The sequence below is a fragment of the Micromonospora sp. CMU55-4 genome (assembly GCF_011602315.1).
Taxonomy (GTDB): Bacteria; Actinomycetota; Actinomycetes; order Mycobacteriales; family Micromonosporaceae; genus Micromonospora; species Micromonospora chalcea.
This window is the reverse complement of the sequence record NZ_JAAOLH010000030.1, coordinates 1-25,472: the sequence shown is the minus strand read 5'-3', so window position 1 is coordinate 25,472 and position 25,472 is coordinate 1. Positions and strand designations below refer to the sequence as shown.

The window sequence follows — 25,472 nt, the reverse complement described above, 5'->3', positions numbered from 1 at the left end:
GCACAGCCCGCACCGGCCGAGGAGGCGCCGAAGGGCGAGGACCGCGGCGCGGCGTCGGCGCTGCGCGAGCGGCTCGCCGCCGCCTCCGGGCCGGAGCGCGACCGCATCCTGCTCGACCTGGTCCGCGGCACCGCCGCGGCGGTGCTGGGACACGCCACGCCGAGCGGGATCAGGCCCGCCCGCGGCTTCCTCGAACTGGGCTTCGACTCGCTCACCGCAGTCGAGCTGCGAAACCGGCTGACCGCCGCAACGGGCATCGGACTGCCCGCCACCCTCGTCTTCGACCATCCCACCCCGAACGCGCTCGCCGGTCACCTGCGGGCCGAGTTGGCGCCCGAGCAGCCGGCGTTGCCGATCGTGGCCGAGATCGAACGCCTCGACAAGCTCCTCGGCGGGCTGCCGGGCGACCAGGTCGACGACGCGGTCGTCGGTCGGCTGGAGGACCTGCTGACCCGGTGGCGGGGCCGACCCGCCGCCACCGCATCGGCGCCGGCCGCCGCCGAGGAGTTGGAGTCGGCCAGCCGGGACGAGCTCTTCGACATCATCCAGCGGGAGTTCGGCAAGTCCTGAGCGGACACTGCCCGACCCGGCGGGACGGGCCGGGAAAAGGGGCACCCGACGGCGCCGGACGCCTGGCCGGCGCCGTCGCGCAGGCGCGCCCTTAGGGGTCCACGAAGCCTGTCTAGGGGTGTGCCGGTGTGGATCCGGCTCCGTAGGGTCGGAGCACGCCAGGCCGTCTCGCCCTGCCCACCGGCGGCGAGCGGTACGGATGTGGGTGCGTGCGGTACCCCGGATGGACGGGAGGTCCGCATGGCCGGATCCGGCTTGCCTCAACTGCTCGCCATCAGCGACCTGCACGTGGTGCACGCGGAGAACAAGGCCATCGTCGAGCGGCTGCGGCCGGAGCGCGACGGCGACTGGCTCGTCGTCGCCGGCGACGTCGGGGAGTTCGTCGGCGACATCGAGTGGGCGCTGGGACTCCTCAGCCGCCGCTTCGCCAAGGTCATCTGGGCCCCCGGCAACCACGAGCTGTGGACTCCCCGCGAGGACCCGATCCAGCTGCGGGGGGACGCGCGCTACCAGCACCTGGTGGAGCTGTGCCGGGGGCTCGGGGTGGTGACTCCGGAGGACCCGTACCCCGTCTGGGACCCGCAGGGCGACGACCCGGTCCTGATCGCGCCGCTGTTCCTGCTCTACGACTACACCTTCCGGCCCCCGGGGACGTACACGAAGGAGCAGGCCCTGGCACGGGCCCACGAGGTCGGCGTGGTCTGCACCGACGAGATCCTGCTGCACCCGGACCCGTACCCGACGCGGGACGCCTGGTGCCGGGCGCGGCTGGCCCTGACGGAGCGCCGGCTCACCGCCGAGCGCGGCGGGCTGCCCACCGTCCTGGTCAACCACTTCCCGCTCGTACGCGAGCCCACCCGGATCCTGCGGTACCCGGAGTTCGCCCAGTGGTGCGGCACCGAGACCACTGCCGACTGGCACGTCCGCTTCGACGCCCGCGTCGCCGTCTACGGTCACCTGCACATCCCGCGCACCACCTGGTACGACGGGGTCCGGTTCGAAGAGGTCTCGGTCGGCTACCCGCGGGAGTGGCGCCGCCGGTCGACGCCCCCCGGCCGGCTGCGCCGCATCCTGCCGTCGGCCGCCTGAATGGCCCTCGTGGCGCTGGTCACCGCCGCTCCCGGAGCCTGCCGGGACGCCGCCCGCGGGCCGGTCGATCAGGGGTTCTCTAGGGGTTGGGCGGGTGTTGGGCGCTCAGTACCGTCCAGTCACGGTGGCGGGCGTGTGTCGGCGGGACTGTCCGGCGTGGCGGGCGCCTGAGCAGGCACGACGACCGGAATCAGGAACAGGTGTGGGTTTCGTGAGCCGAACGGCCGCGTCTGCACCCACCTGTGCACGAAGCCGGCCCGCCGGCGGTGGTGTGGTCAACGAATCGGCAGATTCCGATCGATAGCAAGCTCTGGGCGGGTGGGTCATGGCGGACGAAGACAAGCTCCTCGAACACCTGAAGTGGGTGACCTCCGAGCTCCGCCTGGCGCGTCGGCGCCTGACCGAGCTGGAGGACGAGGACGCCGAGCCGATCGCGATCGTCGGCATGGCCTGCCGTTTCCCCGGTGGCGTCGCCTCACCTGAAGACCTCTGGGACGTCGTCGCCGGCGGGGTGGACGCCACCGGCGCGTTCCCCGACGACCGGGGCTGGGACCTCGACCGGCTCTACGACCCCGACCCCGACCACCCCGGCACCACGTACAGCAACCGGGGTGGCTTCCTGCGCGACGCGGGTCTGTTCGACCCAACCCTGTTCGGGATCTCGCCGCGCGAGGCGCTGGCCATGGACCCGCAGCAGCGCCTCCTGCTCGAGGTGACCTGGGAGGTCTTCGAGCGGGCCGGCATCGACGCCGCGTCGGTGCGGGGCAGCCGTACCGGGGTGTTCGTCGGCACCGCGGGGCAGGACTACACGTCCGTGCTGCGGCAACTGCCCGAGGGCACGGAGGGCTACGTCCTCACCGGCACCGCCGCGAGCGTCATGTCCGGCCGGCTGGCGTACTCCTTCGGGCTGGAGGGGCCGGCCGTCACCATCGACACCGCCTGCTCCTCGTCGCTGGTCGCCCTGCACCTCGCCGGTCAGGCCCTGCGCGACGGTGAGTGCTCCCTCGCCGTGGCCGGCGGCGTCACCGTGCTGGCCACGCCGGGCGCCTTCGTCGAGTTCTCCCGCCAGCGGGGGCTCGCCTCCGACGGGCGGTGCAAGGCGTTCTCCGCCGACGCCGACGGGACCGGCTGGTCCGAGGGCGTCGCCATGTTGCTCGTCGAGAAGCTCTCCGACGCCCGGCGCAACGGGCACCCCGTCCTGGCGGTGATCCGGGGCAGCGCCGTCAACCAGGACGGCGCCAGCAGTGGGCTGACCGCCCCCAACGGCCCCGCGCAGCAGCGGGTGATCCGGCAGGCGCTGGAGAACGCCCGGCTCAGTCCGTCCGACGTGGACGCCGTCGAGGCGCACGGCACGGGCACCCGGCTCGGCGACCCGATCGAGGCGCAGGCGCTGCTGGCCACGTACGGGCAGGGCCGCCCCGCCGACCGCCCGCTGTGGCTGGGCTCGCTGAAGTCGAACATCGGCCACCCGCAGGCCGCGGCCGGCGCCGGCGGCGTCATCAAGATGGTGATGGCGATGCGGCACGGCGTGCTGCCGCCCACCCTGCACGTGGACCGGCCCTCACCGCACGTCGACTGGTCGACCGGTGCCGTGGCCCTGCTCGACGAGGCGCGCCCGTGGGCCGGCGGCGAGCACGTCCGCCGGGCTGGCGTGTCGTCCTTCGGCATGAGCGGCACGAACGCCCACCTGATCCTGGAGCAGGCGCCGGCCCCCGACCCGGCCGGCGACCACGCCACCCCGTCCCGCCGTCCCGCCGTCGTGCCCATGCTGCTCTCCGCCGCGCAGCCGGCCGCGCTCGCCGCGCAGGCGGACCGGCTGGCCCGTTGGCTCAGCGACGACGAGGAGCCGCGCCCGCTCGATGTGGCCTGGTCGTCGGTGGTGTCCCGCTCGACGCTCGACCGGCGTGCGGTGGTGCTCGCCGGGGACCGTGCGGGCCTGCTGACGGGCCTGGAGTCCCTGGCGGCGGGCGCGCCGTCGGGCACCGTGGTCACGGGCCAGGCCGGGGACCGCGGTCCGCTGGCGGTGCTCTTCTCCGGCCAGGGCGCGCAGCGCACCGGCATGGGCCGCGAGCTGTCCGCCGAGTTCCCCGTCTTCGCCGCCGCCCTCGACGAGGCGTGCGGGCATCTCGACCGGGTGCTGCCGCGCCCGCTCAAGGAGGTGCTGTTCGCGCCGGAGGGCTCCGCCGAGGCGGAGCTGCTGGACCAGACCGCGTTCACCCAGGCCGGGCTCTTCGCCGTCGAGGTGGCGCTGTTCCGCCTCGTGGAGTCGTTCGGCGTGGTGCCGGACTTCGTGGGCGGGCACTCGATCGGTGAGATCGCCGCCGCGCACGTGGCCGGGGTGCTGTCCCTCCAGGACGCCTGCCTGCTGGTGGCGGCGCGGGGCCGGCTCATGCAGTCGCTGCCCGACGGCGGCGGCATGCTCGCCGTGGCCGCCGACGAGGCGGCCGTGACGGAGTCGATCGCCGGGCTGACCGACCGGGTCGGCGTCGCGGCCGTCAACGGCCCGACCTCCGTCGTGGTCTCCGGGGCCCTCGACGCCCTCGACGAGGTGGAGCGCGTCTGGCGCGACCGGGGTGTGCGTACCCGCCGGTTGGCCGTCAGTCACGCGTTCCACAGCCCGCTGATGGAGCCGGTGCTGGAGCGCTTCCGCGGCATCGTCGAGCGGCTGGACCTCGCCGCCCCCACGCTGCCGATCGTGTCGAACCTGACCGGTGCGCTCGCCGACGCCGACGAGATCCGCACCCCCGACTACTGGGTACGGCACGTCCGCGAGGCGGTCCGCTACGCCGACGGGCTCGCCGCGCTGCGCGACGCCGGGGTCGACACCTTCCTGGAGGTCGGCCCGCAGAGCGTACTGACCGCGATGACGACCGACGTGCTGCCCGACGACGACGTGCTCGCCGTCGCAGCCCAGCGCCGGGACCGGCCCGAGGCGCAGGCGCTGCTGCACGCCCTCGCCGAGCTGCACGTGCACGGGTTGCCGGTGTCCTGGCGGGAGTGGTTCGCCGACACCGGCGCCGCCCGGGTCGACCTGCCCACGTACGCCTTCCAGCGGGAGCGGTTCTGGCCCGAGGTGCTGCCGTGGCGGGTCGGCGACGTGTCGGGCGCCGGCCTCGGCGTCGCGGGGCACCCGCTGCTCGGCGCGGCGGTGCGGCTCGCCGGCGACGACGAGGTGGTGCTGACCGGCCGGCTGTCGACGTCGACGCACCCGTGGCTGGCCGACCACGTGGTCGGCGGCAACGTGGTGGTGCCGGGCACCGCCCTGGTGGAGCTGGCGGTCCGCGCCGGCGACGAGGTGGGCGCGTCGCGGGTACGGGAGCTGACCGTGGCGGCGCCGCTGGTGCTGCCCGACTCCGGGGCGGTACGCGTGCAGGTGCGCGTCGGCGCTGCCGACGACGCCGCCGTCCGGACGGTGTCCGTGTACTCCCAGCCCGAGGAGGACGACGACACCGACTGGGTGCGGCACGCCGACGGCCTGCTCGAACCGGTGTCGGCCGACGAGCCGGGGCTCGGCGAGTGGCCGCCGGCGGGCGCGACCGAGGTGGACCTGACCGGCTGGTATCCGGCGCTGGCCGAGCACGGCCTGTCGTACGGGCCGGTGTTCCAGGGCGTACGGCGGGCCTGGACCGCCGACGGTGGGGCGTACGCCGAGGTGACGCTGCCGGACGGGGCGGCCGGCGAGGCGGGCGCGTTCGGGGTGCACCCGGCGCTGCTGGACGCCGCGCTGCACCCGGTGGCGCTGCTGCTCGAGGCCGAGGCCACGGGCGGGCCGCGCGTGCCGTTCGCGTTCGAGGGCGTGCAGGTGCACGCCTCGGGCGCCCGGACGCTGCGGGTGCGGCTGACCCGGGACGGCTCCGGGGTGCGGCTGGTCGCCTGCGACGGCTCGGGCGCGCCGGTGGTCTCGGTGGACTCGCTCGTGCTGCGGGAGATGACCGCGACGGCGACCCGGGGCGGTGCCGCCCGGTCGCTGTACGAGGTGACCTGGCAGGCCGAGCAGATCGAGAGCGTCGACGACCTTCCGGGGTGGGCGGTGCTGGGCCGGCCGGCACCGGACGCGCTGCCGGAGGTGCCGGTCTTCGCGGACGTGGCGACCCTGGCGGCGGACGGGGCCACGGCCCGGCAGGTGCTGCTGACGGTGCCCGCCGGCGATCCCGGCGTCCCCGTGCCGGAGGCCGTGCGGGCGGCCACCAGCGGTGTGCTGGACGTGCTGCGGTCCTGGCTCGCCGCCGAGCCGCTGGCCGACACGAAGCTCGTGGTGGTGACCCGGGGCGCGGTGGCCAGCGGGGACGACGACCAGGTCACCGACCTCGCCGCCGCCGCCGTCTGGGGCCTGCTGCGCTCGGCGCAGTCGGAGCACCCGGGGCGGATCGTCCTCGCCGACGTCGAGGGCGAACTGACCCCCGCGACCCTCGCCGTGCTGGCCGGGGCCGCCGTCGACCCGTCGGTCTCCGGCGGCCAGCTCGCGGTGCGCGGCGAGCGCACCCTCGTGCCGAGGCTGGCGCGGCCGGTGGGCGACGAACTGACCCCGCCGTCCGGCCCGTGGCACCTCGCCCCCGTCACCGGCGGCACCCTGGACGGGATCGCGCCGGTGCCGGCCACGCCCGCGGAGCTGGGCGAGGGCCAGGTGCGCATCGCCGTGCGCGCGGCCGGTGTGAACTTCCGCGACGTGTTGATCGGCCTGGGCATGTACCCGGATCCGGCGGCCGTGATGGGCAGCGAGGGCGCGGGCGTCGTGGTCGAGGTCGGCCCCGGCGTGACCGACCTGGTGCCCGGCGACCGGGTGATGGGCATGTTCGAACTCGGGTTCAGCCCGCAGGCCGTCGCCCATCGCCGGCGCATCGCCAAGATGCCCGCCGGCTGGTCCTTCACCCAGGCGGCGTCCGTCCCCCTGGTCTTCCTGACGGCCTACTACGCGCTGCGGGACCTCGCCGGGCTGCGGTCCGGTGAGTCGGTGCTGATCCACAACGGCGCCGGTGGCGTCGGGATGGCCGCCATCCAGCTCGCCCACCACCTCGGCGCCACCGTCCACGCGACGGCGAGCCCCGGCAAGTGGGGTGTGCTGCGGGGCCTCGGGGTGGCCGGGGAGCGGATCGCGTCGTCGCGGACCACCGAGTTCGAGCAGGTCTTCGGCGCGGCCACCGGCGGTGCCGGGGTGGACGTGGTGCTCGACGCGTTGGCCGGTGAGTTCGTGGACGCGTCGCTGCGGCTGCTGCCGCGCGGTGGCCGGTTCGTGGAGATGGGCAAGGCCGACGTACGCGACCCGGAGACGGTCGCCGCCGACCACCCGGGCGTGGCGTACCGCGCGTTCGACCTGAACGAGGCGGGCAGTACCCGCATCGGCGAGATGCTCACCGAGATCCTCGACCTCTTCGCGCGGGGCGCGCTGCGTCCGCTGCCCGTACGGGTGTGGGACGTGCGTCAGGCCCGGCAGGCGCTGCGGCACGTCAGCCAGGCCCGCCACGTCGGCAAGGTGGTGCTGCGCATCCCCGCGCCCGCCGACCCCGACGGCACCGTGCTGCTCACCGGCGCGGCCGGAACCCTGGCCGGCGTGCTCGCGCGGCACCTCGTCGCCACCGGCCAGGCCCGCCGCCTGCTGCTGGCCTCCCGCCGCGCACCGGGCCGGGACGACGCGTACGCCACCCTGGTCCGGGAACTGACCGACGCGGGCGCCGACGTCACCGCCGCGGCCGTCGACGTCAGCGACCCCGCGCAGGTCACCGAGCTGGTCGCCGGGATCGACCCGGCGTACCCGCTGACCGCGGTGGTGCACACCGCCGGGGTGATCGCCGACGCGACCATCGGTTCGCTGGACGAGTCCGCCCTGCGTACGGTGCTGGCGCCGAAGGTGGACGCCGGGTGGGCGTTGCACGAGGCCACGCGGCACCTGGACCTGTCGGCGTTCGTGCTGTTCTCGTCGGTGGCGGCCACCCTCGGTTCGCCGGGGCAGGGCAACTACGCGGCGGCGAACGCGTTCCTCGACGCCCTCGCCCGGCACCGCCGGCAGCAGGGGCTGCCCGCCACCAGCCTCGCCTGGGGCATGTGGGCCACCGACAGCACGATGACCGCCCACCTCGACGGTGACGACCAGCAGCGGCTGCGGCGCGTCGGGATGAGCCGGCTCTCCCCGGCCGAGGGCGTCGAACTCTTCGACGCCGCCCTGCCGGCGGCCCGGCCGGTGCTCGTCGCGGCCCGCCTCCACGTCACCGGCGAGGCGAGCGGCGTACCGCCGCTGATGCGGCACCTGCTGCGCGGCGGCGGCCGGCGCCGCACCGCCACCGATCGGCCGAGTGCCGGGGCGTCGTGGCGGGAGCGGCTCGACGGCCTGTCCGAGGCGGACGCCCGGCAGGCGCTCGTCGACCTGGTCTGCGGCCAGGCCGCCACGGTGCTGGGGCACGCCTCGGCACAGGCGGTCCCCGCCGCCCGCGCCTTCAAGGACCTGGGCTTCGACTCGCTGACCTCGGTGGAACTGCGCAACCGCCTCGGTGCGGCCACCGGGCTGCGGCTGACCGCCACGCTGGCCTTCGACCATCCCACCCCGGCCCGGCTGGCCGAGCACCTGTTCGCGCAGCTCGGCCCGGCCACGGGAGCCGGCGCCACCGTCCGTACGGTCGTCACCGCCGACGCCGACGAGCCGATCGCCATCATCGGCATGGCCTGCCGCTACCCCGGCGGCGTCGCCACCCCCGAGCAGCTGTGGCAGCTCGTCACCTCCGGGGCCGACGCCATCGGCGAGTTCCCGGCGGACCGCGGCTGGGACCTCGACCGGCTGTACGGCACGGACGGCGACCAGGCCGGCGGCACCGTCACCCACCAGGGCGGCTTCCTCTACGACGCGGCCGACTTCGACGCCGGCTTCTTCAACATCAGCCCCCGTGAGGCCCTCGCCATGGACCCGCAGCAGCGGCTGCTGCTGGAGACCGCCTGGGAGAGCTTCGAGTACGCCCGCATCGACCCCGCCACCCTCAGCGGCACCGCCACCGGCGTCTTCGTCGGCGCCGCCTCATCCGGCTACGCCACCAGCGGACGCGACGACCTGGACGGCCTCGAGGGGCACCTGCTGACCGGCACGGCGGGCAGCGTCGCCTCCGGGCGGGTCGCCTACATGTTCGGCCTCGAAGGCCCGGCGGTCACCGTCGACACCGCCTGCTCCTCGTCGCTGGTGGCGCTGCACCTCGCCGCCCAGGCGCTGCGCGGCGGCGAGTGCGACATGGCCCTGGCCGGCGGGGTGGCGCTGATGGCGCAGCCCGGCATGTTCTCCGAGTTCTCCCGGCAGGGCGGCCTCGCCCCGGACGGGCGGTGCAAGGCGTTCGCCGCCGGCGCGGACGGCACCGGCTGGTCCGAGGGCGTCGGCATGCTGCTCGTGGAGCGCCTCTCCGACGCCCGGCGCAACGGGCACCGGGTGCTCGCCGTGCTGCGCGGCTCCGCCGTGAACCAGGACGGCGCGTCCAACGGGCTGACCGCGCCGAACGGCCCGTCGCAGCAGCGGGTCATCCGCCAGGCCCTGGAGAACGCGCGGCTCGCCCCGGCCGACGTGGACGCGGTCGAGGCGCACGGCACCGGCACCGTCCTCGGCGACCCGATTGAGGCGCAGGCGGTGCTGGCCACCTACGGCCAGGACCGTGCCGCCGGCGAGCCGCTCTGGCTCGGCTCGATCAAGTCGAACATCGGCCACTCCCAGGCAGCGGCCGGGGTGGCCGGCGTGATCAAGATGGTGCTGGCGATGCGGCACGGCGTGCTGCCGCCGACCCTGCACGTGGACGAGCCCTCGCCCCACGTCGACTGGAGTGCCGGAGCCGTCGCCCTGCTCACCGAGGCCCGGCCGTGGCCCGCCGTCGACCGGCCGCGCCGGGCCGCCGTGTCGTCGTTCGGCATCAGCGGCACCAACGCGCACACCGTCATCGAGCAGGCACCCGGCGAGCCAGCCCCGACGCCCGTGCCGGCGGGGCACGTTCCCGGCCTGGTCGGGCCCGCCGCCGTACCCCTGCCGGTCTCCGGCAGAAGCCCCCGCGCGCTCCGGGCACAGGCTGCCCGCCTCGGCGAACGGCTCGCCGGCGACGCTGACCTCGACCCGCGGGACCTCGGCTTCTCCCTGGCCACCCAGCGGGCGCACCACCCGTACCGCGCGGTCGTCGTGGCCACCGGCCGGGACGACGCGCTCGCCCGGCTGGCCGCCCTCGCCGACGGCGACACCTCCCCGGCGGGCGCGGACGCCGCGTCGAAGGTCGTCTTCGTCTTCCCCGGCCAGGGCTCCCAGTGGACTTCGATGGCGCTGGACCTGATGGAGACCTCGCCGGTCTTCCGGCAGCGGATGGACGAGTGCGCCGAGGAGCTGTCCCGGCTGGTCGACTGGAACCTGGGGGACGTGCTGCGGCAGGCGCCCGGCGCGCCGCCCCTGGACCGGGTGGACGTGGTCCAGCCCGCGCTCTTCTCCGTCATGGTGTCCCTCGCGCATCTCTGGCGCGCGTGCGGCGTCGAACCGGCCGCCGTCATCGGGCATTCGCAGGGGGAACTCGCCGCGGCCTGCGTCGCCGGCGCGTTGACCCTCGCCGAAGCCGCGCGGCTCGTCGTGGCGCGCAGCCACGGCCTGCTGTCGATCGCGGGTCGCGGCGGCATGGTCTCCGTGCCGCTCCCGGCCGCCGACACCGAGCGGCTCATCGCGCCGTGGCGGGGCAGCCTCTCCGTCGCCGCCCTCAACGGCGCCGCCGTGACAGTGGTCGCCGGCGACTCGGCGTCGGTCGCCGAACTGCTCGCGCACTGTGCCGAGCGCGACGTCCGCGCCCGGCAGATCGCCGTCGACTTCGCGGCGCACAGCGGCCACGTCGACCCGATCCGCGACGAGGTGATCGCCCGGTTCGGCACCGTGGACCCCCGCTCCAGCACCGTGCCCTTCCACTCCACAGTCACCGGCGAGCCGATCGACACCGCCGGGCTCGACGCCGACTACTGGTACCGCAACCTGCGGGAGCCGGTCCGGCTCGCGCCGGTCGTGGACCAGCTGATCGAGCGGGGCTTCCGGACGTTCGTCGAGGTCAGCCCGCACCCCGTACTCAAGATCGCCGTGCAGGACGCGCTCGACCGGAAGGCCGACGGCGGCGTGGTGGTGGGCTCGCTGCGCCGCGACGGGCACGGGCCGCGTCAGCTACTGGCCAACCTCGGCGAGCTGCACGTCGCCGGCGTGCCCGTCGACTGGTCGCGCGTCTTCGCCGGCTCCGGCGCCACCCCTGTCGACCTGCCCACGTACGCCTTCCAGCGGGACCGGTTCTGGCCGGTGCTCGACCGCTCCGCCACCGGCGACGTGTCGGGCGCGGGGCTGGGCGCGGCCGGGCACGGGCTGCTCGGCGCGGCGGTGCGCCTCGCCGGCGACGACGAGGTCGTGCTGACCGGCCGGCTGTCGGCGTCCACGCACCCGTGGCTCGCCGACCACGTGGTCGGCGGCGCCGTGGTGCTGCCGGGCACGGCCCTCGTCGAGCTCGCGGTGCGCGCCGGCGACGAGGTCGGCGCCTCCCGGGTGCGGGAACTGACCGTCGCCGCGCCGCTGGTGCTGCCGAACCCGGGCGCGATCCGCGTGCAGGTGCGCGTCGGCGCGGCCGACGGCTCCGGAACCCGGAGCGTGGCGGTGCACTCGCAGCCCGACGGCGACCCTGAGGACCCCTGGACGCGGCACGCCGACGGTCTGCTGGAGCAGGCCACCGACGAGCCGGCGCTGGGCTCCTGGCCGCCGGCCGGAGGCACCGAGGTGGACCTCGCCGGCTGGTACCCGGCGCTCGCGGAGCGCGGCCTGGCCTACGGACCGGCGTTCCGGGGCCTGCGGCGGCTGTGGACCGCCGGCGACGAGGCGTACGTCGAGGTGACCCTGCCGGACGAGGCGGCCGGCGACGCCGGCGGCTTCGCCGTGCACCCGGCGCTGCTGGACGCCGCCCTGCACCCCGTCGGGCTGCTGCTGGCCGAGCGCTCCGGCGGACCGCGCGTGCCGTTCGCGTTCGAGGGCGTGCAGGTGCACGCCTCCGGCGCCCGGACGCTGCGGGTTCGGCTGACCCGTGTGGGCTCGCGCGTGCGGCTGGTGGCCGGGGACGAGTCCGGCGTGCCCGTGGTGTCGGTCGAGTCGCTCGCCCTGCGGGAGATGACCGACGCCACCGGTGCGGAGGCCGCGGAGCGGTCGATGTTCGAGGTGACGTGGCAGGCCGAGACGGTCACCCCGGCGCGGGACGTCTCCGGCTGGGTGCTGCTCGGCGACGGACCCGCCCCGGCGGACCTCGTCACGCCGGTGTTCCCGACCGTCGGCGAGCTGACCGCGGCGGTCTCGGCCGGTACGGTCGAGGCGCCCCGCGCGCTCGTGGTCCCCGTGCCCGCCGGCACCCCGGACGGCGACCTGCCCGACGAAGTCCGTACGGCCACCGCCCGCGTCCTGGCAGTGCTGCACTCCTGGCTGGACAGTGAGGCGCTGGCCGACACCACGCTCGTCGTGCTGACCCGGGCGGCGGTGGCCGCCACCCCGGCGGACGCGGTGCGGGACCTGCCCGGCGCGGCGGTCTGGGGTCTGCTGCGCTCGGCGCAGTCCGAGCACCCGGGGCGGATCGTCCTCGCCGACGTCGACGGGGACCTCACCCCGGCCACCCTCGCCGTGCTCGCCGCCGTCGCCGAGAACCCCTCGCCGACCGGCGGCCAGGTGGCCGTACGCGGCAACGAGGTGCGCACGCCCCGCCTGGGCCGGCCCGCCGGCCAGGCCGCCGACGAACTCGTCCCGCCGGACGGACTGTGGCGGGTCGGGGCGGTCAGCCCCGGCACCCTCGACGGCGTCGGCATGGTGCCCGCCGCCTCCGCCGCCCTGGACACGGGCCAGGTGCGCATCGCGGTGCGCGCGGCCGGCGTGAACTTCCGCGACGTGCTGATCGGCCTGGGCATGTACCCGGATCCGGCGGCCGTGATGGGCAGCGAGGGCGCGGGCGTCGTGGTCGAGGTCGGCCCCGGCGTGACCGACCTGGCCCCCGGCGACAGGGTGCTCGGCATGTTCGAGCCGGCCTTCGCCCCCGAGGTGATCGCCACCCGCGACCTCGTGGCGAAGATCCCCGCCGGCTGGTCGTTCGCGCAGGCCGCCTCCGTGCCGGTGGTGTTCCTGACCGCGTACTACGCGCTGCGGGACCTCGCCGGGCTGCGGTCCGGCGAGTCGGTGCTGATCCACAACGGCGCCGGTGGCGTCGGCATGGCCGCCATCCAGCTCGCCCACCACCTCGGCGCCACCGTCCACGCGACGGCGAGCCCCGGCAAGTGGGGTGTGCTGCGGGGCCTGGGGGTTGCCGGGGAGCGGATCGCGTCGTCGCGGACCACCGAGTTCGAGCAGGTCTTCGGCGCGGCCACCGGCGGTGCCGGGGTGGACGTGGTGCTCGACGCCCTCGCCGGTGAGTTCGTGGACGCGTCGCTGCGGCTGCTGCCGCGCGGTGGCCGGTTCGTGGAGATGGGCAAGGCCGACGTACGCGACGCCGAAACCGTCGCCGCCGACCACCCGGGCGTCACCTACCGCGCGTTCGACCTCAACGAGGCCGGGCACCGGCGCATCGGGGAGATGCTCACCGAGCTGCTCGACCTGTTCGCACGCGGCGCGCTGCGCCCGCTGCCGCTACGGGTGTGGGACGTGCGTCAGGCCCGGCAGGCGCTGCGCCACATCAGCCAGGCCCGGCACATCGGCAAGGTCGTCCTGCGGGTGCCCGCCCCCGCCGACCCGGACGGCACCGTGCTCGTCACCGGCGCCGGCGGCGCCCTCGCCGGCGTGTTCGCCCGGCACCTCGTCGCCACCGGCCAGGCCCGGCACCTGCTGCTGGCCTCCCGCCGTGGCCCCGAGCACTACCGGGAGCTGGTCGACGCGCTGACCCGCGCGGGCGCCCGGGTCACCGCCGGCACCGCCGACGTGACCGACCCCGTGCAGGTGACCCGGCTGCTGGAACTGGTGGACCCGGCGCACCCGCTGACCGCCGTGGTGCACACCGCCGGGGTGATCGCCGACGCGACCATCGGTTCGCTGGACGAGTCCGCCCTGCGTACGGTGCTGGCGCCGAAGGTGGACGCCGGGTGGGCGTTGCACGAGGCCACGCGGCACCTGGACCTGTCGGCGTTCGTGCTGTTCTCGTCGGTGGCGGCCACCCTCGGCTCGCCGGGGCAGGGCAACTACGCGGCGGCGAACGCGTTCCTCGACGCCCTCGCCCGGCACCGGCGTGAGCAGGGGCTGCCCGCCACCAGCCTCGCCTGGGGGCTGTGGGCGACCAGCAGCGCCATGACCGCCCACCTGGGCGGCAACGAGCACCGCAAGGCGATCCGCGCCACCAGCGCCCCGTTGACCGACCGGCAGGGCGTGGCGCTGTACGAGCTGGCGCGACAACGCGGCGCGGCGCACCTCGTCCTCATGAACCTGCCGCCGGCGTCGCGGGCGACCGGCCAGAACGTGCCCAGCCTGCTGCGGGACGTGGTCCGTGCGGGAGGCCCGGCCCGGCGCGCGGTGGGTCGCGGCCTCGCGGACACCGCCTCCGTACGCGACCGGCTGGCGACGCTCGGCCCGGCGGAGCGGCGCTCCCACCTGCTCGACCTGGTGGCCGCCGGCGTGGCGGCAGTGCTCGGGCACCGCTCGGCGGAGACCGTCGACGCCCAGCGCGCCTTCAAGGAACTGGGCTTCGACTCGCTCACCTCGGTGGAACTGCGCAACCGGCTCTCCGCCGCCACCGGCCTGCGGCTGCCCGCCACCGTGGCGTTCGACTACCCGACCCCTGTGGTGCTCGCCGAGTTCCTGGACCGGGAGCTCGGCGGCGCGGCAGTCGTGGACCGGCCCGCCGCGGTCGGCACCGCCGCCGCCCTCGACGAACCGATCGCCATCATCGGCATGGCCTGCCGGTTCCCCGGCGACGTGCAGACCCCCGAGCAGCTCTGGGACGTGGTCACCGCCGGAGCCGACGTCATCTCGCCCTTCCCCACCGACCGGGGCTGGAACCTCGACGACCTGCGCGCCGACGGCCAGGACCCGGGCGCCGTACCACGGCAGGGTGGCTTCCTCCACGACGCCGCCCAGTTCGACGCGGCCTTCTTCGGGATCTCGCCCCGCGAGGCCCTGGCGATGGACCCACAGCAGCGGCTGCTGCTGGAGACCTCCTGGGAGGCCTTCGAGCGGGCCGGGATCGACCCCCACTCGGCGCGGGGCAGCAGCACCGGCGTCTACGTCGGCCTGATCTACCACGACTACGCCTCCCAGGCCGCCGGCGGCACCGACGAACTGGACGGCCACGTCGGCAACGGCAGCGCCGGCAGCGTCGCCTCCGGCCGCATCTCGTACCTGTTCGGCCTGGAGGGCCCTGCCGTCACCGTCGACACCGCCTGCTCGTCGTCGCTGGTGGCGCTGCACCTGGCCACCCAGGCGCTGCGGCAGGACGAGTGCCGCCTCGCCCTCGCCGGCGGGGTGAGCGTCATGTCCACCCCCGGCATGCTCACCGAGTTCTCCCGGCAGCGCGGCCTGTCGCCCGACGGGCGGTGCAAGGCGTTCGGCGCCGGCGCCGACGGCACCGGTTTCGCCGAGGGCGTCGGCATGCTCCTGCTGGAGCGCCTCTCCGACGCGCAGCGCAACGGTCACCGCGTGCTCGCCGTCGTGCGCGGCAGCGCCGTCAACCAGGACGGCGCCAGCAGCGGTCTGACCGCGCCGAACGGCCCCGCCCAGCAGCGGGTGATCCGGCAGGCGCTCGCCAACGCCCGGCTCGCCACCACCGATGTGGACGCCGTCGAGGCGCACGGCACCGGCACCGCCCTCGGCGACCCGATCGAGGCGCAGGCGCTGCTGGCCACGTACGGGCAGGGCCGACCGCAGGACCGTCCGCTGTGGCTGGGGTCGGTCAAGTCGAACATCGGCCACGCCCAGGCGGCGGCCGGCGTCGCCGGTGTGATCAAGATGGTGCTGGCGATGCGGCACGGCGTGCTGCCGCCGACCCTGCACGCCGAGAAGCCGTCCCCGCACATCGACTGGACGGCCGGGTCGGTCGCGCTGCTCACCGAGGCCCGGCCGTGGCCCGCCGTCGACCGGCCCCGCCGCGCGGCGGTGTCGTCGTTCGGCATCAGCGGCACCAACGCGCACACCATCGTCGAGCAGGCCCCCGAGCCCGCCCCGGCGCAGGCCGCCCCCGCCACGGGCGTCCCGGGCGACCTCGTCGCCTGCGTCCTGTCGGCCCGCGACGCCGCCGCCCTGCACGAGCAGGCGCGCCGGCTGCGGACCCTCGTCGACGGCGAGCCGGACCTGACCATCGCCGACGTGGGCCGGGCCCTCGCCACCGCCCGCAGCGCCTTCGAGCACCGCGCCGTGCTGCTGCCCGCCGACCGCGCCGGGCTGCTCGCCGCCCTCGGTGCGCTGGCCGACGACGAGCCCTCGGCCGCCGTCGTGCGGGGGATCGCCCGCAGCGGCCGCACCGCCGTCCTCTTCTCCGGCCAGGGCGCGCAGCGCGCCGGTATGGGTCGCGGGTTGTACGGGGCGTTCCCGGTGTTCGCCGCCGCGCTGGACGAGGTGTGCGGTCACCTGGATCCGTTGTTGCCGCGTCCGTTGCGGGAGGTGCTCTTCGCCGGGGCGGGCACGCCCGGGGCGGAGTTGCTGGATCAGACGGTGTTCACCCAGGCGGGCCTGTTCGCGGTCGAGGTGGCCCTGTTCCGGCTGATCGAGTCGTTCGGTGTCGCGCCGGACCTGGTGGCCGGGCACTCCATCGGCGAGATCGCGGCGGCGCATGTGGCGGGCGTGCTCTCCCTGGCTGACGCGTGCGCGCTGGTCGCCGCGCGGGGTCGGCTCATGCAGGCCCTGCCGGCGGGCGGTGGCATGCTCGCCGTGGCCGCCGACGAGGCCGCGGTGGCCGAGTCGATCGTCCCGTTCGCCGACCGGGTCGGCGTCGCCGCCGTGAACGGCCCCACCGCCGTGGTGGTCTCCGGCGCCGCCGAGGCCCTCGACGAGGTGGAGCGGGCCTGGAAGGACCGGGGTGTGCGTACGCGCCGGCTCACCGTCAGCCACGCGTTCCACAGCCCGCTCATGGAGCCGATGCTGGCCGAGTTCCGGCAGACGCTCGACGGGCTGACGTTCCACTGGCCCGTCCTGCCGATCGTGTCGAACCTGACCGGGCAGGTCGCCGACCCCGACGAGATCGGCACCCCCGACTACTGGGTCCGCCACGTACGCGAGACCGTCCGCTTCGCCGACGGGATCGCGAGCCTGCGCGAGCGCAACGTCCGTACCTTCCTCGAACTGGGCCCCGACGCGGTGCTCGCCGGCATGGTGGGCGCCTGCCTGCCGGACGACGACGCGGCGGCGGTCGTGGCGACCCTGCGCCCCGGCCGACCGGAGCCGGCGTCGCTGGTCCACGCGCTTGCGGAGCTGTACGCGCACGGCACGCCGATCACCTGGACCGCCCTCCTGCCGGCCGGAACCCGCCCGGTCGACCTGCCGACGTACCCGTTCCAGCGGCAGCGCTTCTGGCCGGCCGTGGGCCGGCTGCGCGCCGGCGACGTCAGCGGCGCCGGCCTCGGCGTGGCCGAGCACGGTCTGCTCGGCGCGGCCGTGGACCTGGCCGGCGACGACGAGATCGTGCTGACCGGCCGGATCTCCCCGACCACCCACCCCTGGCTGGCCGACCACGTCGTCTCCGGCGTGCCGCTGGTCCCGGGCACGGCCCTCGTGGAGCTTGCCGTCCGCGCCGGCGACGAGGCGGACCTGCCGCGACTGCGTGACCTGACGGTGCTCGTGCCGCTGGTGCTCCCCGAGTCCGGCGCCGTACGGATCCAGGTGCGGGTGTCCGCGTCGGAGTCGCCGCAGCGCCCCGTCGCCGTCTACTCCCGCCCCGACGACGACCCCGAGGCGGGCTGGACCCGGCACGCGGAGGGCGTGCTGGAACCGGCCACGGCCGACGAACCGCAGCCGACCGCCTGGCCGCCCGTCGGCGCCACCGAGGTGGACCTGACCGGCTGGTACCCGGCGCTCCTCGAACACGGCCTGTCGTACGGGCCGGCGTTCCAGGGGCTGCGCCGGGTGTGGACCGGCGAGGACGACGTCTTCGCCGAGGTGGTCCTGCCGGACGACGCGGCGGCGGAGGCGGCTCGCTTCGGCGTGCACCCGGCGCTGCTGGACGCCGCCCTGCACCCGATCGGGCTGCTGCCCGGCGCCGAGGAGACGGGCGGGCCGCGCGTGCCCTTCGCCTTCGAGGGCGTACAGGTGCATGCCTCCGGCGCGAGGCTGCTGCGGGTGCGGTTGACCCGCAACGGCTCCGCGGTGCGGCTGACCGCCCGCGACGAGGCGGGCGCGCCGGTGGTGTCGGTGGACTCCCTCGTCCTGCGGGAGCTGACCGGGGTGGCCGCCCCGAACGCGGCGTCGCGCTCCCTGTTCGAGGTGGCCTGGCAGGCCGAGGAGGCCGACCCGGTCGACGACGCGTCGGGCTGGGCGGTGCTGGGCGGGCCGGCCCTGCCGGGCGTCCCCGGTGGCCCCTCCGCCGAGACGATCCGGCAGCTGCGCGCCGCCATCGACGCCGGCATCGCCCCGCCGCGCCTGCTGCTCTTCACGCCGGCCGCGTCGCCCGCCGACGACGGCGACCCGGCGGAGGCCGTACGCACTGTCACCGCCGACGTGCTGGGCCTGGTGCAGGAGTGGCTGGCCGTCGACGCGCTGGCCGACTCGAAGCTCGTGGTGGTGACCCGGGGCGCGCTGGCCGTCCGCGACGGGGACCGGGTGAGCGACCTGGCCGCCGCGGCCGTGTGGGGCCTGCTGCGCTCCGCGCAGTCCGAGCACCCCGGTCGCATCGTCCTGGCCGACGTCGACGACGCGATCAACCCCGGCACGCTGGGCATCCTGGCCCGCTTCGCCGCGGACCCGGCCGGCGGTCAGGTCGCGGTGCGTGCGGGCGCGGTGTTCGTGCCGCGTCTGGTGCGTGCGGTCGCTGCGGTGTCGGTGGAGACGCCGGTTGTGGGTGATGGTGCGGTGCTGGTGACCGGTGGTACGGGTGCGCTCGGGGCGTTGGTGGCGGAGCATCTGGTGTCGGCGCATGGTGTGCGGTCGCTGGTGCTGGTGTCGCGGCGTGGTCCGGCGGCTGCGGGTGCGGGTGAGTTGTCGGAGCGGTTGTCCGCGTTGGGTGCGTCGGTGCGGGTGGTCGCCTGTGACGTGACGGACCGGGACCAGGTGTTCGGTCTGGTGGCGGAGGTCGTTGCCGGGGGTCGGCTGGCGGGTGTGGTGCACACCGCCGGTGTCCTGGATGACGGGGTGATCGAGCGGGTCACCGAGGAGCGTCTGGCAAGGGTGTTGGCGCCGAAGGTGTCGGCGGGTTGGTTGTTGCATGAGGCGACGGCGTCGCTGGGTCTCGACTTGTTCGTGGTGTTCTCGTCGGTTGCTGGTGTGTTGGGTTCGCCGGGTCAGTCGGCGTACGCGGCGGGCAACGCGTTCCTGGACGGGCTTGCGGTCCACCGGCGGCAGCTCGGGTTGCCTGCGGTGAGTCTGGCGTGGGGCATGTGGGACACCGCCGGCATGGCCGCGTCGATCGGCGGCAACGACCGGGCCCGTACGACACGCGCCGGACTCCGACCGATGAACGCCCGCACCGGCCTGGAACTCTTCGACGCCGCCGTGGGGGCACAGCGGGCGGCGCTGGTGCCGGCCGCGATCGACGTACCCGCGCTGCGGGCGGCAGCAGCCGGCGAGGTCGTACCGCCGATGCTGCGCAACCTGGTCGACGTGGCGACGACCCGCCGCCGTGCCGGCCAGGGCGCCCCCGGCGGCTGGGCCGACCGCCTCACCGGCCTCAGCGCAGAGGACGGCCTCGCGCAGGTCGACCAGCTGATCCGGGGCCTGGTCGCGCAGGTCCTCGGGCACGGCGGCGCCGAGGCGGTGCCGGCCGACCGGGCGTTCAAGGACCTGGGCTTCGACTCGCTGACCGCCGTCGAGCTGCGCAACCGGGTGAACGGCGCGACCGGCCTGCGCCTCACCTCGACCCTGGTGTTCGACCACCCGTCCCCGCAGGTCCTGGCGGCCCACGTGTACGCGGAACTCGCCGGCACCCGGCCCGGCACCGTCACGACCGACGAGGCGGCGACCGGCGACGCCGACGAGGCGATCGCGATCGTCGGCATGGCCTGCCGCTACCCCGGCGGGGTGGAGTCTCCCGACGAGCTGTGGAAGCTGGTCAGCACCGGTGGGGAGGGCATCGGGGAGTTCCCGGCCGACCGGGGCTGGGACCTGGAGTCGCTGTACGACCCGGACCCCGACCACGCCGGCACCTCGTACACCCGCCACGGCGGCTTCCTGTACGGCGCGGCGGAGTTCGACCCCGGCTTCTTCGGTGTCTCGCCGCGCGAGGCCCTCGCCATGGACCCGCAGCACCGGCTGCTGCTGGAGGCGTCCTGGGAGACGTTCGAGTCGGCGGGCCTGGACCCGTCCGGCCTGCGGGGCAGCCGGACCGGTGTCTTCGCGGGCGTCATCTACCACGACTACTCGACGCGCCTGATGGAGACGCCCGAGGTCGAGGGCTACATCGGCACCGGCAACTCGGGCAGCGTGCTGTCCGGTCGGGTCGCGTACACCTTCGGCCTCGAAGGCCCGGCGGTCACTGTCGACACGGCGTGCTCGTCGTCGCTGGTCGCGCTGCACCTCGCGGTGCAGGCGTTGCGGTCGGGTGAGTGTGATCTGGCGCTCGCCGGTGGTGTGACGGTGATGGCCACGCCCGGCACGTTCGTGGAGTTCTCGCGGCAGCGTGGCCTGTCGGCCGACGGCCGGTGTAGGTCGTTCGCGGCGTCGGCCGACGGCACGGGCTGGTCCGAGGGTGTGGGTGTGCTGCTGGTGCAACGGCTCTCCGACGCGCAGCGGGAGGGCCGGCGGATCCTGGCGGTGGTGCGGGGCAGCGCCGTGAACCAGGACGGTGCGTCGAACGGCTTGACGGCGCCCAACGGCCCGTCGCAGCAGCGGGTGATCCGGCAGGCGCTGGCGAACGCCCGGCTCACCACCGCCGATGTGGACGTGGTGGAGGCGCACGGTACGGGTACGACGCTGGGTGACCCGATCGAGGCGCAGGCGTTGTTGGCGACGTACGGGCAGGAGCGTCCGCAGGATCGGCCGCTGCTGCTCGGGTCGGTGAAGTCGAACATCGGGCATGCGCAGGCGGCTGCGGGTGTGGCTGGTGTGATCAAGATGGTGTTGGCGATGCGGCACGGCGTCGTCCCGGCGACGCTGCATGTGGATGAGGCGTCCCCGCACGTCGATTGGACGGCCGGGGCGGTCGCTCTGGCGACCGAGGCGGTGCCGTGGCCGCGGGTGGGTCGGCCGCGTCGGGCGGGGGTGTCGTCGTTCGGGATTTCCGGCACGAATGCGCACGTGATCATCGAGCAGCCGCCCGCCGAGGTGGTTGAGGGGGAGGTCGTCGTCCGCGAGGTGCCGGTGGTGCCGGTGCTGCTGTCGGCCCGCGACGCCGCGGCACTCGCCGGGCAGGCGGGCCGGTGGGCGCGGTGGCTCGCCGTCGACGAGGCCCCACGCGGCGTGGATGTGGCGTGGTCGTCGGTGGCGTCGCGGTCGGCGTTGGAGCACCGGGCAGTGGTGTCCGGGGCGAGCCGGGACGAGCTGCTGGCGGGTCTCGCGGCAGTGGCGGCCGGCGAGCCGTCGGGGGCTGTCGTGACCGGTTCTGCCGCCGGGCGCGGCCAGTTGGCGCTGCTGTTCTCGGGTCAGGGTGCGCAGCGTGCGGGGATGGGTCGGGAGTTGTACGCCGGGTTCCCGGTGTTCGCCGTCGCGTTGGACGAGGTGTGTGGGCATCTGGATCCGTTGTTGCCGTGTCCGTTGCGGGAGGTGCTGTTCGCGTCGTCGGGGTCCGCCGAGGCGGAGTTGCTGGATCAGACGGTGTTCACGCAGGCCGGGTTGTTCGCGGTCGAGGTGGCGTTGTTCCGTCTGGTGGAGTCGTTCGGGATCGTGCCCGACATGCTGGCTGGTCATTCGATCGGTGAGGTGACGGCGGCGCATGTCGCGGGCGTGTTGTCCCTGGCGGATGCGTGTCAGTTGGTGGCGGCGCGGGGCCGGTTGATGCAGGCGCTGCCGACCGGTGGCGGGATGCTGGCCGTGGCGGCCGACGAGGCTGCGGTGGCGGAGTCTCTCGCGGGGCTGACCGGCAGGGTTGGTATCGCGGCGGTTAATGGGCCTGCCGCTGTGGTGGTGTCGGGTGCCGTTGACGCGTTGGATGAGGTGGAGCGGGTTTGGCGGGATCGGGGGGTGCGTACCCGTCGGCTCGCGGTGAGCCACGCGTTCCACAGTCCGTTGATGGAGCCGATGCTCGCTGATTTCCGGGCCGTTCTCGACGGGTTGGAGTTCGCCGCGCCGTTGTTGTCGGTCGTGTCGAACGTGACCGGGGCCCTGGCCGGCGATGAGATCCGTACGCCGGAGTATTGGGTGCGGCACGTGCGCGAGGCGGTGCGCTTCGCCGACGGGATCGCCGCTCTGCGGGCTGCCGGTGTGGACACGTTCCTGGAGGTCGGGCCGCAGAGCGTCCTGACCGCGATGACCGCCGACGTGCTGCCTGATGACGAGGCCGTGCTGGCGGTGGCTGTGCAGCGCCGGGACCGTCCGGAGGTGCAGGCGTTGCTGCACGCCCTGGCGGAGTTGCACGTGCACGGGATGCCGGTGACCTGGGCGCAGTGGTTCGCCGAGACCGGCGCGCGGCGGGTGGACCTGCCCACGTACGCCTTCCAGCGGGAGCGGTACTGGCCCGAGCCGGCGAACCGGCCGCGGCAGACGGCGACCGACGGCGGCGACGCCGACTTCTGGAAGGCCGTCGAACGCGGCGACCTGAGCGCCCTCGCCGCCCAGTTCGGCGACGACGGCGCCGCCCTGGACGCCCTCACCCCGGCCCTGCCGGTCCTGTCGACCTGGCACCGGGCGCGCACGCAGCGGGCCGTCCTGGACGCATGGTCGTACCGCGTCGGATGGAAGCGCGCCGACATCACCGCCGGCCCGGCGCGGCCCGGCGCTTGGCTGCTCGTGACGGCCCAGGACGACCTGGCGGACGGCACCCGGGCGGAGGCGGTCACCAAGGCCCTCGCCGAGGTCGGCGCCGACGTGGTCCGGCTCACCGTCGACCCGGCCGGCACCGACCGGGCGGGCCTCGCCCGGCGGCTGGGCGACGCGCTGGCCGACAGTCCCGTCACCGGCGTGCTCTCCCTGCTCGGCCTCCGCGACCAGCCGCACCCCGCCCACCCGGCCGTGCCGGTCGGGACGGCCGCCACGCTGCTGCTGCTCCAGGCGCTGCACGACACCGGGGCGACGACCCGGCTGTGGTGCCTGACGCAGGGCGCGGTCAGCACCGGCGACGGGGACACCGTGCACGCTGCCGTCCAGAGCGGGCTCTGGGGCCTGGGGCTCGTGGCGGGCCTGGAACACCCCCACCTGTGGGGCGGGCTGGTGGATCTGCCCGAGCAGGCCGACGCGACGGCCTGGGACCGGCTGGCGCGGGTGGTGACCGGCGCCGGCGACGAGGACCAGCTTGCCGTACGCCCCTCCGGGGTGTTCGTCCGTCGCCTGGTCCGCTCGGCGCCCGCCGCCCCCGACACGGCGCAGCGGTGGCGGCCGTCCGGCACCGTGCTCGTCACCGGCGGCACGGGCGCGCTGGGCGCGCACGTAGCCCGCTGGGCGGCGGCCAACGGGGCGGAGCACGTCGTGCTGACCAGCCGCCGCGGCGGGGACGCCCCGGGGGCCGTGGAGCTGCGCGAGGAGCTGACCGCCCAGGGCGTACGGGCGTCGGTCGTCGCCTGCGACGTCGCCGAGCGCGACCAGGTGGCGGCGCTGCTGGCCCGCCTCGACGAGGATCCGGCGCCGCTGACGGCCGTGGTGCACGCGGCGGGCGCCGGCGAGTCCGGGCTGATCGCCGACACCGACCTGGCCGCGTTCGCGGGCGTGCTCGACGGCAAGGTGGCCGGCGCGCTGCACCTGGACGCCCTGCTCGGCGACCGGCCGCTGGACGCGTTCGTGCTCTTCTCCTCCATCGCCGGGGTGTGGGGCAGCGGCGGGCAGTCCGCGTACGCCGCCGGCAACGCCTTCCTGGACGCGCTCGCCGAGCAGCGGCGCGGCCGGGGCCTGGCGGCGACGTCCGTGGCCTGGGGACCGTGGGCCGACGGCGGCATGGCCACCGGCGAAGCCCAGCAGATGCTGGCCCGGCGCGGCCTGACCGCCATGGCGCCGGCCGACGCCGTGCACGCCATGCGGTACGCCGCCGGCCTGCCCAGGGCGGCGCTGACCGTGGTGGATGTCGACTGGGCGGTCTTCGCCCCGGCGTACGCCTCGGCCCGCCCCCGGCCGCTGCTCGACGACATCGCCGAGGCCCGGGAGGCGCTGCACGCCCACGCCGTGGAGCAGCAGCCCGGCGGTGCCGCCGACGCCCTGCGGGAGCACCTGCTCACCCTGCCCCACCCCGAGCGGGTCCGGCACATGGTCGACCTGGTCCGCACCCACGCCTCGGCCGTGCTCGGCCACGCGGGAACGGACCGGGTCAAGCCGCAGCGGGCGTTCAAGGAGCTCGGATTCGACTCGCTGACGGCGGTCGAGCTGCGCAACCGACTGACCGGCGTCACCGGCCTGTCGCTGCCCGCGACCCTCGTCTTCGACTACCCGAACCCGGCCGTGCTCGCCGAGAACCTGCTCGACGGCCTGCTGCCCGAGGCGGCGCAGGCGGACGACGGCGACCCGGCGGAGGCGGCCGTCCGGCAGACGCTCGCGGCGATCCCGCTGGCCCGCCTCCGTGAGGCCGGGCTGCTGGACCTGCTGCTCAACCTCGCCGACACCGACGGCGACGACGGTGACGAGTCCACCGACGAGGACCTGGACCTCGACGACCTCGACACCGACGCCCTCGTCAGGCTGGCGCTTGACGGAACCGATTCCTGACCGTTGTCCCCAGTACGGAGCTCATGATGTCTACGTCCGCAGACAAGGTCGTCGAGGCGCTTCGCGCGTCGCTCAAGGAGACGGGCCGCCTCCGTCAGCTCAACCAGCAGCTGACCGCCGCCGCCAGGGAGCCGATCGCCATCGTCGCGATGTCCTGCCGCTATCCGGGTGGCGTCGCCAGCCCCGAGCAGCTCTGGGACCTGGTGGCCTCCGGCGGCGACGCGATCGGCGGCTTCCCGACGGACCGGGGCTGGGACCTGGACAACCTCTACGACCCGGACGCCGACCGGGCCGGCCGCTCCACCACCCGCGAGGGCGGCTTCCTCTACGACGCGGCCGACTTCGACGCGGAGTTCTTCGGCATCTCGCCGCGCGAGGCCGTGGCGATGGACCCCCAGCAGCGGCTGCTGCTGGAGACGTCGTGGGAGGTGTTCGAACACGCCGGCGTCGCGCCCGCCTCGATGCGGGGGCAGAAGGTCGGCGTCTTCGTCGGCACCGCCGCCAACGGCTACGGCATGGGCCCGCAGAGCGAGGCCGAGGGCGCGGACGAGGGCTACCTGCTGACCGGTACGGCCACCAGCGTCGTCTCCGGGCGGATCGCGTACGCCCTCGGCCTGGAGGGCCCCGCGGTCACCGTGGACACCGCCTGCTCGTCGTCGCTGGTCGCCCTGCACCTGGCGTGCCAGGCGCTGCGGCAGGGCGACTTCGACCTGGCCCTGGCCGGCGGCGTGTGCGTCATGGCCACCCCTGGGCCGTTCGTGGGCTTCTCCCGGCAGCGGGGGCTCGCCCCCGACGGCCGCTGCAAGTCGTTCGCCGCCGCCGCCGACGGCACCGGCTGGTCCGAGGGCGTCGGCATCCTGCTGGTGGAGCGGCTGTCGGACGCGCAGCGCAAGGGACACCCGGTCCTCGCCGTGATCCG

At 75.4% G+C, this 25,472-nt stretch carries 4 protein-coding genes; all 4 read left to right on the top strand.

Annotated features, from left to right (window positions below; translation table 11 throughout):
* A partial coding sequence (locus HA073_RS29775) for a phosphopantetheine-binding protein (protein ID WP_240926037.1) occupies window positions 1-570 on the top strand: 570 nt, incomplete at its 5' end.
* 240 nt (window positions 571-810) lie between these two features.
* Entirely contained in the window at window positions 811-1,659 is an 849-nt protein-coding gene (locus tag HA073_RS29770; RefSeq protein WP_043331321.1) for a metallophosphoesterase, read from the top strand.
* A 325-nt stretch (window positions 1,660-1,984) separates the two neighbouring features.
* Window positions 1,985-24,553 carry a type I polyketide synthase gene (locus HA073_RS29765; RefSeq protein WP_166457831.1) on the top strand — a complete coding sequence of 7,523 codons (22,569 nt, stop codon included), beginning with the start codon at window positions 1,985-1,987 and terminating at the stop codon, window positions 24,551-24,553.
* A gap of 26 nt (window positions 24,554-24,579) precedes the next feature.
* A partial coding sequence (locus HA073_RS29760) for a beta-ketoacyl synthase N-terminal-like domain-containing protein (RefSeq protein WP_166457830.1) occupies window positions 24,580-25,472 on the top strand: 893 nt, incomplete at its 3' end.